This window comes from Streptomyces sp. NPDC085460, from assembly GCF_044541975.1.
Classification (GTDB): Bacteria; Actinomycetota; Actinomycetes; order Streptomycetales; family Streptomycetaceae; genus Streptomyces.
Genome location: NZ_JBITTO010000010.1, coordinates 46145 through 59521, shown reverse-complemented (window position 1 = coordinate 59521; position 13377 = coordinate 46145). Strand labels below are relative to the sequence as shown.

At 73.8% G+C, this 13377-nt stretch carries 11 protein-coding genes; 4 read left to right on the top strand and 7 right to left on the bottom strand.

Annotated features, from left to right (window positions below; genetic code table 11):
- Nucleotides 1-4: 4 nt before the first annotated feature.
- Together ACIGHB_RS25815 and ACIGHB_RS25810 are read right to left on the bottom strand one after the other, a co-directional pair.
- Nucleotides 5-1927, bottom strand: coding sequence for a biotin carboxylase N-terminal domain-containing protein (locus ACIGHB_RS25815; RefSeq protein ID WP_360317678.1), 1923 nt, complete (start codon nt 1925-1927; stop codon nt 5-7).
- A gap of 20 nt (nt 1928-1947) precedes the next feature.
- Nucleotides 1948-3555, bottom strand: coding sequence for a carboxyl transferase domain-containing protein (locus tag ACIGHB_RS25810; RefSeq protein ID WP_399916210.1), 1608 nt, complete (start codon nt 3553-3555; stop codon nt 1948-1950).
- A gap of 87 nt (nt 3556-3642) precedes the next feature.
- Here ACIGHB_RS25810 and ACIGHB_RS25805 point away from each other — a divergent pair, with 87 nt between their 5' ends.
- Nucleotides 3643-4242 carry a TetR/AcrR family transcriptional regulator gene (locus tag ACIGHB_RS25805; protein ID WP_399916208.1) on the top strand — a complete coding sequence of 200 codons (600 nt, stop codon included), beginning with the start codon at nt 3643-3645 and terminating at the stop codon, nt 4240-4242.
- Between the two features lie 147 nt (nt 4243-4389).
- Nucleotides 4390-5172 (top strand): phosphatase, encoded by a 783-nt coding sequence (locus ACIGHB_RS25800; protein ID WP_360317613.1) that lies wholly within the window; start codon nt 4390-4392, stop codon nt 5170-5172.
- On the opposite strand, the gene ACIGHB_RS25795 is transcribed toward ACIGHB_RS25800, so the two are convergent.
- The 4 genes from ACIGHB_RS25795 to ACIGHB_RS25780 all read right to left on the bottom strand — a co-directional run bounded on the left by ACIGHB_RS25795 (nt 5161) and on the right by ACIGHB_RS25780 (nt 9469).
- On the bottom strand, nt 5161-6111 hold the full coding sequence (locus ACIGHB_RS25795; RefSeq protein WP_399916205.1) for a cation diffusion facilitator family transporter: 951 nt from the start codon (nt 6109-6111) through the stop codon (nt 5161-5163). The genes ACIGHB_RS25800 and ACIGHB_RS25795 overlap by 12 nt on opposite strands.
- A 21-nt stretch (nt 6112-6132) precedes the next feature.
- Nucleotides 6133-7005 (bottom strand): acyl-CoA thioesterase II, encoded by an 873-nt coding sequence (locus ACIGHB_RS25790; protein ID WP_360317607.1) that lies wholly within the window; start codon nt 7003-7005, stop codon nt 6133-6135.
- Nucleotides 7006-8163 (bottom strand): acyl-CoA dehydrogenase family protein, encoded by a 1158-nt coding sequence (locus ACIGHB_RS25785; protein ID WP_360317605.1) that lies wholly within the window; start codon nt 8161-8163, stop codon nt 7006-7008.
- Between the two features lie 76 nt (nt 8164-8239).
- On the bottom strand, nt 8240-9469 hold the full coding sequence (locus ACIGHB_RS25780) for a helix-turn-helix domain-containing protein (RefSeq protein ID WP_399916202.1): 1230 nt from the start codon (nt 9467-9469) through the stop codon (nt 8240-8242).
- 162 nt (nt 9470-9631) lie between these two features.
- Between ACIGHB_RS25780 and ACIGHB_RS25775 the strand changes: the two genes are divergently transcribed.
- The gene (locus ACIGHB_RS25775) at nt 9632-10246 is read left to right on the top strand and encodes a hypothetical protein (protein ID WP_399916200.1); all 615 of its coding nucleotides are present in this window, start codon (nt 9632-9634) and stop codon (nt 10244-10246) included.
- Nucleotides 10247-10256: 10 nt separating this feature from the next.
- Here ACIGHB_RS25775 and ACIGHB_RS25770 read toward each other — a convergent pair whose 3' ends face one another.
- Nucleotides 10257-11684, bottom strand: a complete 1428-nt coding sequence (locus ACIGHB_RS25770; RefSeq protein ID WP_399916199.1) for a PucR family transcriptional regulator — start codon at nt 11682-11684, stop codon at nt 10257-10259.
- A gap of 178 nt (nt 11685-11862) precedes the next feature.
- Here ACIGHB_RS25770 and ACIGHB_RS25765 point away from each other — a divergent pair, with 178 nt between their 5' ends.
- Nucleotides 11863-13362: a sodium:solute symporter gene (locus tag ACIGHB_RS25765; RefSeq protein WP_399916197.1), complete on the top strand. Its 1500-nt coding sequence runs from the start codon at nt 11863-11865 to the stop codon at nt 13360-13362.
- Nucleotides 13363-13377: the final 15 nt, after the last annotated feature.

Below are 13377 nucleotides of genomic sequence, written 5' to 3'. Positions count from 1 at the left end.
GTGCTCACGCGTCCTCCTCGCGGGGTGCGACCACGGCCAGGACCTGGTCCATGGCGACGGTCGTGCCGGGCGTGACGTCGAGTTCGGTGACGGTGCCGGCGTGCGGGGCGGAGATGACGTGCTCCATCTTCATCGCCTCGACCACCAGCAGGCTCTGGCCGGCCTCCACCTCGTCCCCGACCGCCACCTTCACGACGGTGACGGTGCCGGGCATCGGCGCGGCGAGGGTGTCCGCGCCGCCGTGCCGGGCGCCGGAGAGCGCGGCGGCGACCGGGTCGTGGTCCATGACGTGCCAGGAGTCGCCGTCCCTGCCGAGCCAGGCGCCGGCCCGGTGGAAGGTGTGGGCGACGCCGTCGACGGTGACGGTGACGGAACGATCCGTCACGCGCGCGCCGGCGGGCGCCTCGACGGTGACGGCCTCGTGCCCCGCCGCCCGGAGCGGGAAGGCGAGCGGCTTCGGCGTGCCGCCGAGGCGCCAGCCGCTCGGCACGTCGAACGGGTCCGTCCAGCCGGTCCCCGGCGCGGGCGCGAGCCCGGCCCGCCGTACGGCCGCGGCGGCCGCGTACACCTCCTCGGGCACCGACCCGTCGACCAGCGTCTCCGCGTCCCGCTCCACCAGACCGGTGTCCAGGGCGCCCGCCACCACGTCCGGGTGGGCGAGCAGCCGGCGGAGGAAGCCGGCGTTGGTGGGGACGCCGAGGGTGACGAGGTCGGCGAGGGCGGCGCGGAGCTTGCGGAGTGCGGTGGGGCGGTCGGCCGCGTGGACGATGACCTTCGACAGCATGGGGTCGTAGAGCGAGGAGACCTCGGTGCCTTCGAGGAGGCCGGAGTCGGTCCGTACCCCCGAGCCCGACGGCTCGTTCAGCGCGAGGACCGTGCCGCCCGAGGGCAGGAAGCCGCGGGCGGGGTCCTCGGCGCAGATCCGCGCCTCGACCGCCCAGCCGTCGAGCCGGACGTCCTCCTGGGCGAAGCCCAGCGGCTCGCCGGCCGCGACCCGCAGCTGCCACTCCACCAGGTCCAGGCCCGTGATGAGCTCGGTGACCGGGTGCTCGACCTGGAGCCGGGTGTTCATCTCCATGAAGTAGTACGAGGCCGGGTCGCCGCCCGGCACGATGAACTCGACCGTGCCCGCGCCGACATAGCCGCAGGACCGGGCCGCCTCCACGGCCGCCGCGCCCATCGCCGCCCGGGTCGCCTCGTCCAGGAGGACGCTGGGCGCCTCCTCGATGATCTTCTGGTGGCGGCGCTGGAGCGAGCACTCGCGCTCGCCCAGGTGCACCACGTTTCCGTGGGTGTCGGCCAGGACCTGGATCTCGATGTGCCGGGGCCGGTCGATCCACCGCTCCACGAGCAGCGTGTCGTCCCCGAAGGAGGCGCGGGCCTCCCGGCGGGCCGCCGCGATCTCCTCGTCCAGGACCGCCAGGTCCCGCACCAGGCGCATGCCCTTGCCGCCGCCGCCCGCGCTGGGCTTGAGCAGCACGGGGGCGCCCATCTCCCGCGCGGCCTCGGCCACCCGGGGGTCGGCGTCGCCCGGGACGACCGGTACGCCGGCCGCCTTGACGGTCTCCTTCGCCCGGATCTTGTCGCCCATCAGGGAGATCGCCTCGGCGGACGGGCCGATGAAGACGAGCCCCGCCTCCGCGCAGGCGCGGGCGAAGGCCGCGTTCTCGGCGAGGAAGCCGTAGCCGGGGTGGACGGCCTGCGCGCCGGTGCGGCGGGCCGCGTCGAGGAGCGCCGGGACGGAGAGGTACGACTCCGAGGCGGGCGCGGGCCCGATCCGTACCGCCGTGTCCGCCTCCCGCACGTGCCGGGCGTCGGCGTCCGCGTCGCTGTACACCGCGACCGAGCGGACGCCGAGCGCCCGCAGGGTGCGGATGACGCGGACCGCGATCTCGCCCCGGTTGGCGACGAGGACGGTGTCGAACATCTGCTGCATCGTCAGGGTCCTCACATCCGGAAGACGCCGAACTGGGGGTCACCCAGGGGCGCGTTGGCACAGGCGGTCAGCGCGAGACCCAGCACCTGGCGGGTCTCCAGGGGGTCGATCACGCCGTCGTCCCAGAGGCGGGCGGTCGCGTAGTAGGCGCTGCCCTGGGTCTCGTACTGCTCGCGGATCGGCGCCTTGAACGCCTCTTCCTCGTCGGCGCTCCAGGCGTCGCCGAGCTGGTCGCGCTTGACCGTGGCGAGGACCGAGGCGGCCTGCTCGCCGCCCATGACGGAGATCTTGGCGTTCGGCCACATCCACAGGAAGCGGGGGGAGTAGGCCCGGCCGCACATCGAGTAGTTGCCCGCGCCGAAGGAGCCGCCGACGACGACCGTCAGCTTCGGCACGCGGGTGGTGGCGACGGCGGTGACCATCTTGGCGCCGTGCTTGGCGATGCCGCCGTGCTCGTACGCCTTGCCGACCATGAAGCCGGTGATGTTCTGGAGGAAGACCAGCGGGATCCCGCGCTGGTCGCACAGCTCGATGAAGTGCGCGCCCTTCTGGGCCGACTCGGCGAACAGGATGCCGTTGTTGGCGACGATCCCGACCGGGTGGCCGTGGATCCGGGCGAAGCCGGTGACCAGCGTCTGCCCGTACTCGGACTTGAACTCCTGGAAGCGGGAGCCGTCCACCACCCGGGCGATCACCTCGCGCACGTCGTACGGGGTGCGGGAGTCCACCGGCACCGCGCCGTACAGCCCGTACGGGTCGACCTTGGGCTCCTCGGCCGGCTCGACCGACCAGGGCAGCGGGCCCCGCTCGGGGAGCGTGGCGACGATGTTCCGCACGATCCTGAGCGCGTGGGCGTCGTCCTCCGCGAGGTGGTCGGTGACGCCGGAGATCCGCGAGTGGACCTCGCCGCCGCCCAGCTCCTCCGCCGTGACGACCTCGCCGGTCGCCGCCTTCACCAGCGGCGGGCCGCCGAGGAAGATCGTGCCCTGGTTCCGGACGATCACGGCCTCGTCGCTCATCGCCGGGACGTACGCGCCGCCGGCCGTGCAGGAGCCCATGACGGCCGCGATCTGCGGGATCCCGGCGCCGGACATCCGGGCCTGGTTGTAGAAGATCCGGCCGAAGTGCTCGCGGTCCGGGAAGACCTCGTCCTGCATCGGCAGGAAGGCGCCGCCGGAGTCGACGAGGTAGAGGCAGGGGAGGCGGTTGTCGAGCGCCACCTCCTGGGCCCGCAGGTGCTTCTTCACCGTCATCGGGTAGTAGGTGCCGCCCTTGACCGTGGCGTCGTTGGCGACGATCACGCACTCGCGGCCGGAGACCCGGCCGATGCCCGCGATGACGCCGGCGGCCGGGGCCTGGCCGCCGTACATGTCGTTCGCCGCGAGCGGCGCCAGCTCCAGGAACGGCGAGCCCGGGTCGAGGAGGGTGTCCACCCGGTCGCGCGGCAGCAGCTTCCCGCGCGCGGTGTGCCGGGCCCGGGACTTCTCACCGCCCCCGAGCGCGGCCTCGGCGAGCTTGGCGCGCAGGGTCGCGGCCAGCTCGTGGTGCGCCGCCTCGTTGGCCCGCCAGGCCGGCGAGGCGGGGTCCGCCGCACTCGACAGCACAGGTGCCTGCTGCATCGACCGATCTCCCTTGTTCGGTTAATGAGCGTTAACGTACGGGAACCAGGTTAACGACCGCTAACCGGGTTGTCTAGAATCGGATCCATGACCACGAGCCCGACCCGGATGGACGCGCCGACCCGCCGCGAGCAGATCCTCAAGGAGGCCGCCCGCCTCTTCGCCGAGCGCGGCTTCCACGGCGTGGGCGTCGACGAGATAGGAGCCGCCGTCGGCATCAGCGGCCCCGGGCTCTACCGGCACTTCCCCGGCAAGGACGCGATGCTCGCGGAGCTGCTGGTCGGGATCAGCGAGCGGCTGCTCGACGGCGGCCGGCTGCGGGCGGCCGACTCGGACGGCGACCCGGCGACGCTGCTCGACTCCCTCATCGACGGCCACATCGACTTCGCCCTCGACGACCGGCCGCTGATCACCCTCCACGACCGGGAGCTCGACCGGCTCAAGGACGAGGACCGCAAGCGGGTCCGGCAGCTCCAGCGGCAGTACGTCGAACTGTGGGTGGACGTCGTCCGCGCCCTCCACCCGGCGGCGGGCGAGCCGGAGGTCCGGGCGGCGGTCCACGCCGTCTTCGGCCTGCTCAACTCCACCCCCCACCTGCGCACCCCGCTGCCCCGCGAGGCCCTGGAGCGGCTCCTGAGGAACCTGGCGCACGGCGCGCTGCGCGCCCTGGACGCCCCGGCCGCCTGAGACGCCGTACCGGGGACGGCGACGGCACCCGCCCCGGCGCGGGCGGCAGCTCCCGAGCCGGGGACGGCGACGGCACCCGCCCCCGCGCGGGCGGCAGCTCCCGAGACAGCGCCCCGGCCGCGGCGGGCGCGCGGCAGAATGAGGCGCATGCCGATACTCAGCCGTGACGCCCTCGTCGAGCACCTCCTCCGCAGCCGGATCGCGGGGGACGTGGCCACGCCCCGCGAGAACAACCTGGACCACTACCGGAAGCTCGCCAACGGCGACCGGCACTACTGGCTGGGTCTGGAGCTCGGCGACCGGTGGACGGACGAGCAGGACGTCCTCGCCGTGATGGCCGAGCGCTGCGGCGTCGTGGACGACCCCGCCCACCGCGCCGGCCAGGACACCATCGACCCCGAGCTGACCGTGGACGCCCTGGACCGGGCGGCCGTCCGGCTCAAGGAGGCCGCCGCGGGCCGGCAGCGGGTGCTCTTCGCGACCGGGCACCCGGGCTCGCTGATCGACGCGCACAGCCGGGTCGCGGCCGCGCTCCGGGCGCAGGGCTGCGACATCGTGCGGATCCCCGGCGGGCTGATCGCCGACGAGGGGTACGTCGTGCAGTTCGCCGACGTCGCCGTCTTCGAGCGGGGCGCCAGCCTCTGGCACACCCACTCGCCCGAGCCGATGAACGCGATCCTCGACGGCCTCGCCCTGCTCGGCGAGGCCGCGCCGGACCTCGTCGTCGCCGACCACGGCTGGGCGGGCCGGGCGGCCCAGCGCGGGATCGACTCCGTCGGCTACGCGGACTGCAACGACCCGGCGCTCTTCCTCGCCGAGGCCGAGGGCACGATGAAGGTGACCGTTCCGCTCGACGACCACGTCGTGGACCCCCGTTTCTACGAGCCGCTGACCGCGTACCTGCTGAACGCCGCCGGGCTACTGGGCTGACCCGGCCGGGCCCGGCGTCGGGTCCAGATAGACCCGGCGCACCGAGGGGAAGCGCTCCCGCAGCCGGGCCTCCGCCCGCTCGCAGGCCCGCTCGACCTCGGCCGCCGTGACCACGTCCCGGAAGTCGACCTTCGCGGCGATCAGCACCTCGCCCGGCCCCTGGATCAGGGTGATCAGGTCCAGGACGTCCACCACGTGCTCCACGCCGAGCAGCTCCTGGCGCACCTCGGCCCGCATGGGGCGCGGCAGGGGGCGGCCGATGAGGAGCTGGGCGTTGGCGTGGCCCAGGGTCCAGGCCACGTACACGAGGAGGCAGCCGATGAGGATCGAGGCGACGCCGTCCCAGACGCCGGAGCCGGTGATCTGGCCGCCGAGGAGGCCGCCCGCGGCGAGCATCAGGCCGGCGAGGGCGGCCGCGTCCTCCAGGACGACCGCCTTCACGGTGGTGTCCGGCGTCAGTCTGAGGTACTGGGCGAACGGCGCCCGCATCCGTTCCGCCTCGGCCTTGACCTGCTTGACGCCGGTCCGCAGGGAGAACGCCTCCAGGACGAAGGAGACGGCGAGGACGATGTAGGAGACGAGCGGGTCGCCCAGCTCCTCGCCGTGGGTGAGGGTGTGGATGCCGTCGTAGACGGAGAAGACGGCGCCGCCGACGAAGGTGGCGACGGCGGCGAGCATCGCCCACACGTACCGCTCGCCCGCGTGCCCGACCGGATGGTCCTCGTCGGCGGGTTTCCCGCTCCGCTTGAGCGCGGTGAGCAGCATGACCTCGGTGACCGTGTCGGCGACCGAGTGGGCGGCCTCCGACAGCATGGCGCTCGATCCGCTGATGACGCCCGCGACGGCCTTGGCGACCGCGATCCCGAGGTTCGCGCCGGCCGCCACGAGCACTGTGAAGGTGCTCTCACCGTTGCCGGCCCTGACATCCGCATCCGTCATGACATCGGACGGTATGTCCGGTCAGTGGCGCGGGACGCGAACGACACCCTCCTGGATGACGGAGATCGCGAGGCGTCCGTCCCGGGTCCAGATCCGGGCCTGGCCGAGCCCGCGCCCGGCGGAGGAGGACGGCGACTCCTGGTCGTAGAGGAGCCATTCGTCGGCCCGGAAGGGCCGGTGGAACCACATGGCGTGGTCGAGGGAGGCGCCGACCACGTCGCCGACGGCCCAGCCGCCCCGCCCGTGGGCGAGCAGCACCGAGTCGAGCAGCGTCATGTCGGAGACGTAGGTGGCGAGCACGACGTGCAGCAGGGGGTCGTCGGAGAGCTTGCCGTTGGTGCGGAACCAGACCTGCGAGCGCGGTTCGCGCGGCTCGCCGACGGAGCCCCAGGGCGGGGTCTCGGCGTAGCGCAGGTCGACGGCGGCGCGGGCCTCGACGAGCCGCCGGGCCACGTCCGCCGGCAGGTGCCGGGGGAGCATCTCCTCGGCGGTCGGCAGCGACTCCGGGTCGGGCGCGGCCGGCATCGCGTCCTGGTGGTCGAGCCCCTCCTCGTACGCCTGGAAGGAGGCGGAGAGGTGGAAGATCGGCTGCCCGTGCTGGATCGCGACCACCCGGCGGGTGGTGAAGGAGCGGCCGTCCCGGATCCGGTCGACCTCGTAGACGATCGGCGCGCCCGGGTCTCCCGGCACCAGGAAGTAGGCGTGCAGGGAGTGGGCGAGACGGTCCGGGGGGACGGTCCGGCCCGCCGCCACGAGCGCCTGGGCGGCCACCTGGCCGCCGAAGACGCGGGGGACGATCGCGGACCGGGACTGTCCCCGGAAGATGTCCTGCTCGATCCGCTCCAGGTCGAGCAGGGCGAGCAGGTCATCCAGTGCGGAAGGAGCCTCGGGCACTTACAGGCCCATGCTCTTCGCGATGATCGACTTCATGATCTCGCTGGTGCCGCCGTAGATGCGGTTGACGCGGTTGTCGGCGTACAGGCGGGCGATCGGGTACTCGTTCATGTAGCCGTAGCCGCCGTGCAGCTGGAGGCAGCGGTCGATGACGCGGTGGGCGACCTCGGTGCAGAAGAGCTTGGCGCTCGCGGCCTCGGCCGGGGTCAGCTCGCCCGCGTCGAGGGCCTCCAGGGCGCGGTCGGCGACGGCCTCGGCGGCGTCCACCTCGGCCTGGCAGGCGGCCAGCTCGAACTTGGTGTTCTGGAAGTGGGCGACCGGCTTGCCGAAGACGGTGCGCTCCTGCACGTACTGCTTGGCGAAGCGGACCGCGGCCTTGGCCTGGGCGTAGGCGCCGAAGGCGATGCCCCAGCGCTCGGAGGCGAGGTTGTGGCCGAGGTAGGAGAAGCCCTTGCCCTCCTCGCCGAGCAGGTCCTCGACGGGGACCTTGACGTCGACGAAGGCGAGCTCGGCGGTGTCGGAGGTCTTCAGGCCGAGCTTGTCGAGCTTGCGGCCGATGGAGTAGCCCTCGGACTTGGTGTCGACGGCGAAGAGGGAGATGCCGAAGCGGCGGTCGTCCTCGGACGGGGCGGAGGTGCGGGCGCAGACGATGACGCGGTCGGCGTGGACGCCGCCGGTGATGAAGGTCTTGGCGCCGTTGAGGACGTAGTGGGTGCCGTCCTCGGAGAGCTTGGCGGTGGTCTTCATGCCCGCGACGTCGGAGCCGGTGCCCGGCTCGGTCATCGCGAGGGCCCACATCTCCTCGCCGGAGACGAACTTCGGCAGGTAGCGCTTCTTCTGGTCGCCGGTGGCGAGCATCTTGATGTACGGCAGGGCGAGCAGCACGTGCACGCCGGAGCCGCCGAACTGCACGCCCGCGCGGGAGGTCTCCTCGTAGAGGACGGCCTCGAACTTGTGGGTGTCGAGACCGGCGCCGCCGAACTCCTCCGGCACGTTGATGCCAAAGACGCCCAGCTCGCCGAGCTTGTAGTAGAAGTCGCGCGGCGCCTGGCCGGCCGCGAACCACTCGTCGTAGACGGGGACGACCTCGGCCTCGATGAAGGCCCGGATGGTCTCCCGGAACGCCTCGTGGTCCTCGTTGAATACGGTACGGCGCACGGTGCGACTCCTCCGGTGTGCGAGCCCAGTTGTCTAAGCGCTTGCTCAGTCTGTCAGGTTCGAAGTTACCCAGCGGTCACCCGCCCTGTCCAGACTCCTCGCCTGTGATCCAGGCCCGCCCCTCGGAGTCGTACCCGTGGACGGGCCGCCCCTTCGCCCCGCTCGTCCGGAAGGGTTCGCCCTCCTCGTCGCCGATCCGGACCGTGCCCCGGCGCCCCTCCGAGCTCCACTCCAGCTCCAGGTACCAGCGGCAGTCGCACCCCGCCGTCGCCGCCGAGACCAGCAGTTCCTCCGGCTCGGTGAGGCTGACCGCGTACGGGAAGGAGACCGCCGGCAGCGTCCGGCCCTCCGCCCCGGAGGCGTCGTACCCGTCCAGCGCCCGGGCCACCGGCCGCGGCCGGTCCAGGTCCACCGCGAACCGGCGCGGGGTCACCGCCCCGCCGCACCCCTCGTCCATCCGGTACCCCGCCCACGGCAGCGGCGCGCCCCGCTCCACCACCCGCACGTGCAGCGCCTGGAGCACCACGGCCGCCGCGCCCTTCCCCTGCACCGACACCCGCACCAGCGTCTCCCCGCCGTGCACGGCGCCCTGCGCCTCCGCCCACCGCCGCGCGTCGGCCGCCTCCGGCGGGGGAGGGGGCGTCCGCTCCACGAGGTAGGTGTGATCGCACCCGTTCGTCCAGAGGTGCGAGGCGACGGTCCACGTCAGCGGCGGGGGCGGCGGCGGTGGCGCGGCGGCCCGCTCCCGGGCCTTCCCGGGCAGGAGTACGGCTCCGAGCGTCATCGCCCCGACGACCGCCAGCGCCCCGCCGACCACGGCGACCCACCCCCACCGGCGCCACCGCCGCCCGGACGGGAGGCCCGGCACGCGCGCGTGCACGAGCTCGGGCTCGGGCCCGCCGGCGTGGTCCGGCTCCGGGGCCGGCCGGGGCTCCGGCTCCGGGACGGGCTCCGGCTCCGGGACGGGCTCCGGGGCGGCCGGCGCGGGTGCGGGCCCGGCGGGCCGCCGCTGTGCGCCTTCCTTCGGCTCCGTGCTCCATTCCGGCACCGGAGGGCGGCGGGTGCGGTCCGCGCGGGCCCACGCGGCCTCCAGCTCCCCCCGCTGCTCCTCGTCCGCGCCGCACAGCACGGCGAGGCGGTCGACGACGGCGAACTCCTCCGGGACGGTCGCGCCGGAGCAGTAGCGGTGGAGGGTGGACCCGCTGACGTTCAGGCGCCGGCCCAGCGCCTCGTAACTCCGCCCGTCCCGCGCCTTCAGCGTGCGCACGAGCCGCGCGAACTCCTCGACGGCGGCGTCCTTCGGCATTGCGTCCCCCTCGACCTGCGTTCCACCCTTCACATCCCTGCACGTCAGCGGGGGTGGAATGGTTCCGGGACGGGTGGAGGGCGCGTCACCGTTGCGGGCGGCGGCCGCCGGCCCGAGGCTGGTGGAGCACTGACCGAACGAACCGACGGGGGATCCACCACCATGAACAAGCCGCGTGCCGCACTCGCCGCCGCCGCCACCGCCGCCCTGGGCCTCGCCGCCCTCGCCGCCCTCGCCGCCGGACCGGCGCAGGCCGCCGCCCAGCCCGCCTTCCTCGCCGCCTCCCAGATGCCGAAGTCGTCGACGCCGTGGACGGCCACGCCGATCTTCCAGGGCGTGCCGGAGAACGGCGGCGCCCTCTGCGCCGAGTACAAGATCCCGGCGCAGAACAGCCGCTACCGCGAGTTCTCCACCGAGCTCGACACCAACGGCGTCCAGATCACCAACGTCGCCCGCACCGAGGCCGACGCGGTGAAGCTGGTCGACACCCTCCGCAAGTCGATCGCCGGCTGCGGCACCCGCCTGGAGCAGCAGAACCCGGGCCTGAAGGCCGTCAGCGCCTTCCACGGCAAGCTCGCCGTCGAGGAGGGCGCCTGGGTCTACAGCCTGGACACCGCCGACCCGCAGATCGGCAACACCGACATCCACCTCTTCTCCGTCGGCCGCGACGGCAAGACCGTCACCCTCGTCCGCTGGGGCCAGATGGGCGACTTCAAGGACGCCCCGCTGACCGCCTTCCGCACCACGACGAAGACCGCCGTCAACAAGCTGTACTGACGGCCCGCCCTCACCTGAGGGCGAACCACAGCTCCATCCGCACGTCCGCGTCGTCCAGGTCGCGGCCGAGGAGGACCGCGCAGCGGGCGATCCGCTGCCGGACCGTGTTGCGGTGGACGCCGAGGGCGGCGGCCGTACGGTCCCAGCTGCCGTGCAGGGACAGCCAGGCGCGCAGCGTCTCCGCCTGCGGCTCGCTGAGGGGGGCGAGCAGCACGCGCGCGTGGGCGGCGGCCTCGTCCGGGTCCACCAGACCGGCGAGGCCGTTCGCCCGGTGGCGGGCCAGGGGGGTCCGGGTCGCCTCCGCGCGGCGCAGCGCCCGCGCGGCCTGGGCGTCCGCCGCCGGGAGGCCGTCGGCGGCGGCGGGGGCGCTCACCCCGAGCGTCCAGCCGGGCTGGACGGTCGCCGCCGCGCCCGGCGGCAGCAGGAGCCGGACCGTCGGGCCCGCCTCCACCAGGTCCGTGCCGAGCGCCGCCGCCAGGCCGGCCGCCGCGAAGGGGGTGCCGTCGCCGCCGCGCGCGTGGACGACCGTCCACGGGCCGGGGGAGAGCGCGGCGGCCGTCTCCGCCGCCGGGGCGCCGAGCAGCAGGCCCGTCAGGGCCGCGTCCCGCACCGACGCGTCGCCGGCCCGGTGCGGGGCCGTGAGCAGCGACAGCAGCACCACCGCCACCCCGGCGACCGTGTGGTCGCCGGGGTCGCGGCGCTCCGTCGCGACCCCCAGGGTGAGCCCGCCCTCGCCGCCGAGCGCGTACGCCGCGAGTTTTAGCCCGCCGCCCTCGCCGCTCGCCGACGCCGGGCCGCCCGGCCGGGGCCCGACCACCCCGGCGAGCTCCGCCAGGGCGCGCGCCGCCTCGGGACCGGGCTCCCGTCCCGCCGCCGCCGACACCGTGCCGTCCGCGCCGAACAGCACCGCACGGCCGCCCAGCCGGGACGCCAGGGCGCCGAGCACCGCCGGGACCGGCGCCGGCCGGGCCGCGGCCGTGGCGAGCGACTGCTGGGCCTCCGTCACCCGGCGCAGCTCGTGCAGCCGGGCCTCCGCCATCAGCCGCCACAGCGCCCGCGCCACCGCCGTGAACGGCGTCCGGGGCGGCACCTCGATCAGCGGCAGCCCGTGCCGGACGCACGCCTCGACCAGCTCCGCCGGCACCGTGTCGTACACCGGCGTCACACCGAAGCCGAGCGCGGCGGCCCCCGCCTCCACCACCCGCTCCACGTACCGCGCCGGATCCGTCAGCTGCACGCCCGCCGTCATCAGCAGCTCGCCGCCGAGCAGATACGGGTACGGGTCGGCCATCTCGGAGGTGTGCACCCAGTGCAGCGCCACGTCCTCGGGACCGGCGAGCAGCCGCAGCCCCAGCTCCCGGCGCCCGAGCAGCGCGGCCAGGGTGACCCGGGGGACCGGCGGGGTGGTGGCGGGTTCGCGTGTCGCGCTCATGTCCATGGATCCTTCGTACATCCCCCGCCCCTACAGTGGAGGAAACGTACACTTCATCGTCGCTTTCCGGCCACCTACTGTCGAGGGATCCAGGAGCCGCGGGTACGGGCGGATGTCCCCGCGACCAGCTCCCGGTCACCATTCCCCGCACGACACGCCACCGAGGTGCGCGAAGGAGGGCCCCATGGCCGTCGACTACACAGTGATCGTCCTGTACTTGGCCGGCATGCTCGCGATGGGCTGGTGGGGCATGCGCCGCGCCAAGTCCAAGAGCGAGTTCCTGGTCGCGGGACGGCGCCTCGGGCCCTGGATGTACTCCGGCACCATGGCCGCGATCGTCCTCGGCGGCGCGTCCACCATCGGCGGCGTCGGCCTCGGCTACAAGTACGGGCTCTCCGGCGCCTGGATGGTCGTCACCATCGGCCTCGGCCTGCTCGCCCTGAGCGTCTTCTTCTCCGCCCGCATCGCCCGGCTGAAGGTCTACACCGTCTCCGAGATGCTGGACCTCCGCTACGGCGGCCGCGCCGGCATGATCTCCGGCCTCGTCATGTGGGCGTACACCCTCATGCTCGCCGTGACCTCGACGATCGCCTACGCCACCATCTTCGACGTCCTCTTCGACCTGCCCCGCACGGTCGCCATCGTCCTCGGCGGCACCATCGTCGTCGCCTATTCGACGCTCGGCGGCATGTGGTCGATCACCATCACCGACATGGTGCAGTTCGTCGTCAAGACCATCGGCGTGCTGCTCCTGCTGCTGCCGATCGCCGTCGTCAAGGCCGGCGGCTTCGCCGAGATGAAGGCCCAGCTGCCCACCGCGTACTTCGAGCCCCTCGGCATCGGCGGCGAGACGATCTTCACCTACGTGCTGATCTACACCTTCGGCATGCTCATCGGGCAGGACATCTGGCAGCGGGTCTTCACCGCCCGCACCGACAAGACCGCCAAGTGGGGCGGCACCGTCGCCGGCACCTACTGCCTCGTGTACGCCATCGCCGGCGCCGTCATCGGCACCGCCGCCAAGGTCATGTACCCGAACCTGGCCTCCGCCGACGACGCCTTCGCCACCATCGTCAAGGACGAGCTGCCCATGGGCGTCCGCGGCCTGGTCCTCGCCGCCGCGCTCGCCGCCGTCATGTCCACCTCCTCCGGCGCGCTCATCGCCTGCGCCACCGTCGCCAACAACGACATCTGGTCCCGGCTGCGCGGCCTCACCAAGGCGTCCGGGCAGCAGGACGACCACGACGAGGTCAAGGGCAACCGCGTCTTCATCCTGATCATGGGCATCGGCGTCATCCTCATCGCCATCGCCCTCAACGACGTCGTCCAGGCCCTCACCGTCGCCTACAACCTCCTCGTCGGCGGCCTCCTCGTGCCCATCCTCGGCGGCCTGCTGTGGAAGCGCGGCACCGTCCAGGGCGCCCTCGCGGCCATCGCCGCCGGCGGCCTCACCGTCGTCGCCCTGATGGCGGCGTACGGGATCCTCGCGAACCAGCCCATCTACTACGGCCTGCTCGCCTCCCTCGCCGCCTACGTGATCGTCTCCCTGGCCACCCGGCCCACCGACGCGGCGATCCTCGCCACCTGGCGGGCCCGCCTCGCCGGGGAGACCGGCGAGAACCCCGGCGACACCTCCGCCGGACACCCCGCCGGCACCACCGAGCCGGTGACCACCGGCGCCTGACGCTTCCGGGCGGCC

Bases quoted from the DNA above. Each gene is read 5' to 3' on its own strand.
- ACIGHB_RS25815 (WP_360317678.1), bottom strand. From the start codon at position 1,927: ATGTTCGACACCGTCCTCGTCGCCAACCGGGGCGAGATCGCGGTCCGC.
- ACIGHB_RS25810 (WP_399916210.1), bottom strand. From the start codon at position 3,555: ATGCAGCAGGCACCTGTGCTGTCGAGTGCGGCGGACCCCGCCTCGCCG.
- ACIGHB_RS25805 (WP_399916208.1), top strand. From the start codon at position 3,643: ATGACCACGAGCCCGACCCGGATGGACGCGCCGACCCGCCGCGAGCAG.
- ACIGHB_RS25800 (WP_360317613.1), top strand. From the start codon at position 4,390: ATGCCGATACTCAGCCGTGACGCCCTCGTCGAGCACCTCCTCCGCAGC.
- ACIGHB_RS25795 (WP_399916205.1), bottom strand. From the start codon at position 6,111: ATGACGGATGCGGATGTCAGGGCCGGCAACGGTGAGAGCACCTTCACA.
- ACIGHB_RS25780 (WP_399916202.1), bottom strand. From the start codon at position 9,469: ATGCCGAAGGACGCCGCCGTCGAGGAGTTCGCGCGGCTCGTGCGCACG.
- ACIGHB_RS25775 (WP_399916200.1), top strand. From the start codon at position 9,632: ATGAACAAGCCGCGTGCCGCACTCGCCGCCGCCGCCACCGCCGCCCTG.
- ACIGHB_RS25770 (WP_399916199.1), bottom strand. From the start codon at position 11,684: ATGGACATGAGCGCGACACGCGAACCCGCCACCACCCCGCCGGTCCCC.
- ACIGHB_RS25765 (WP_399916197.1), top strand. From the start codon at position 11,863: ATGGCCGTCGACTACACAGTGATCGTCCTGTACTTGGCCGGCATGCTC.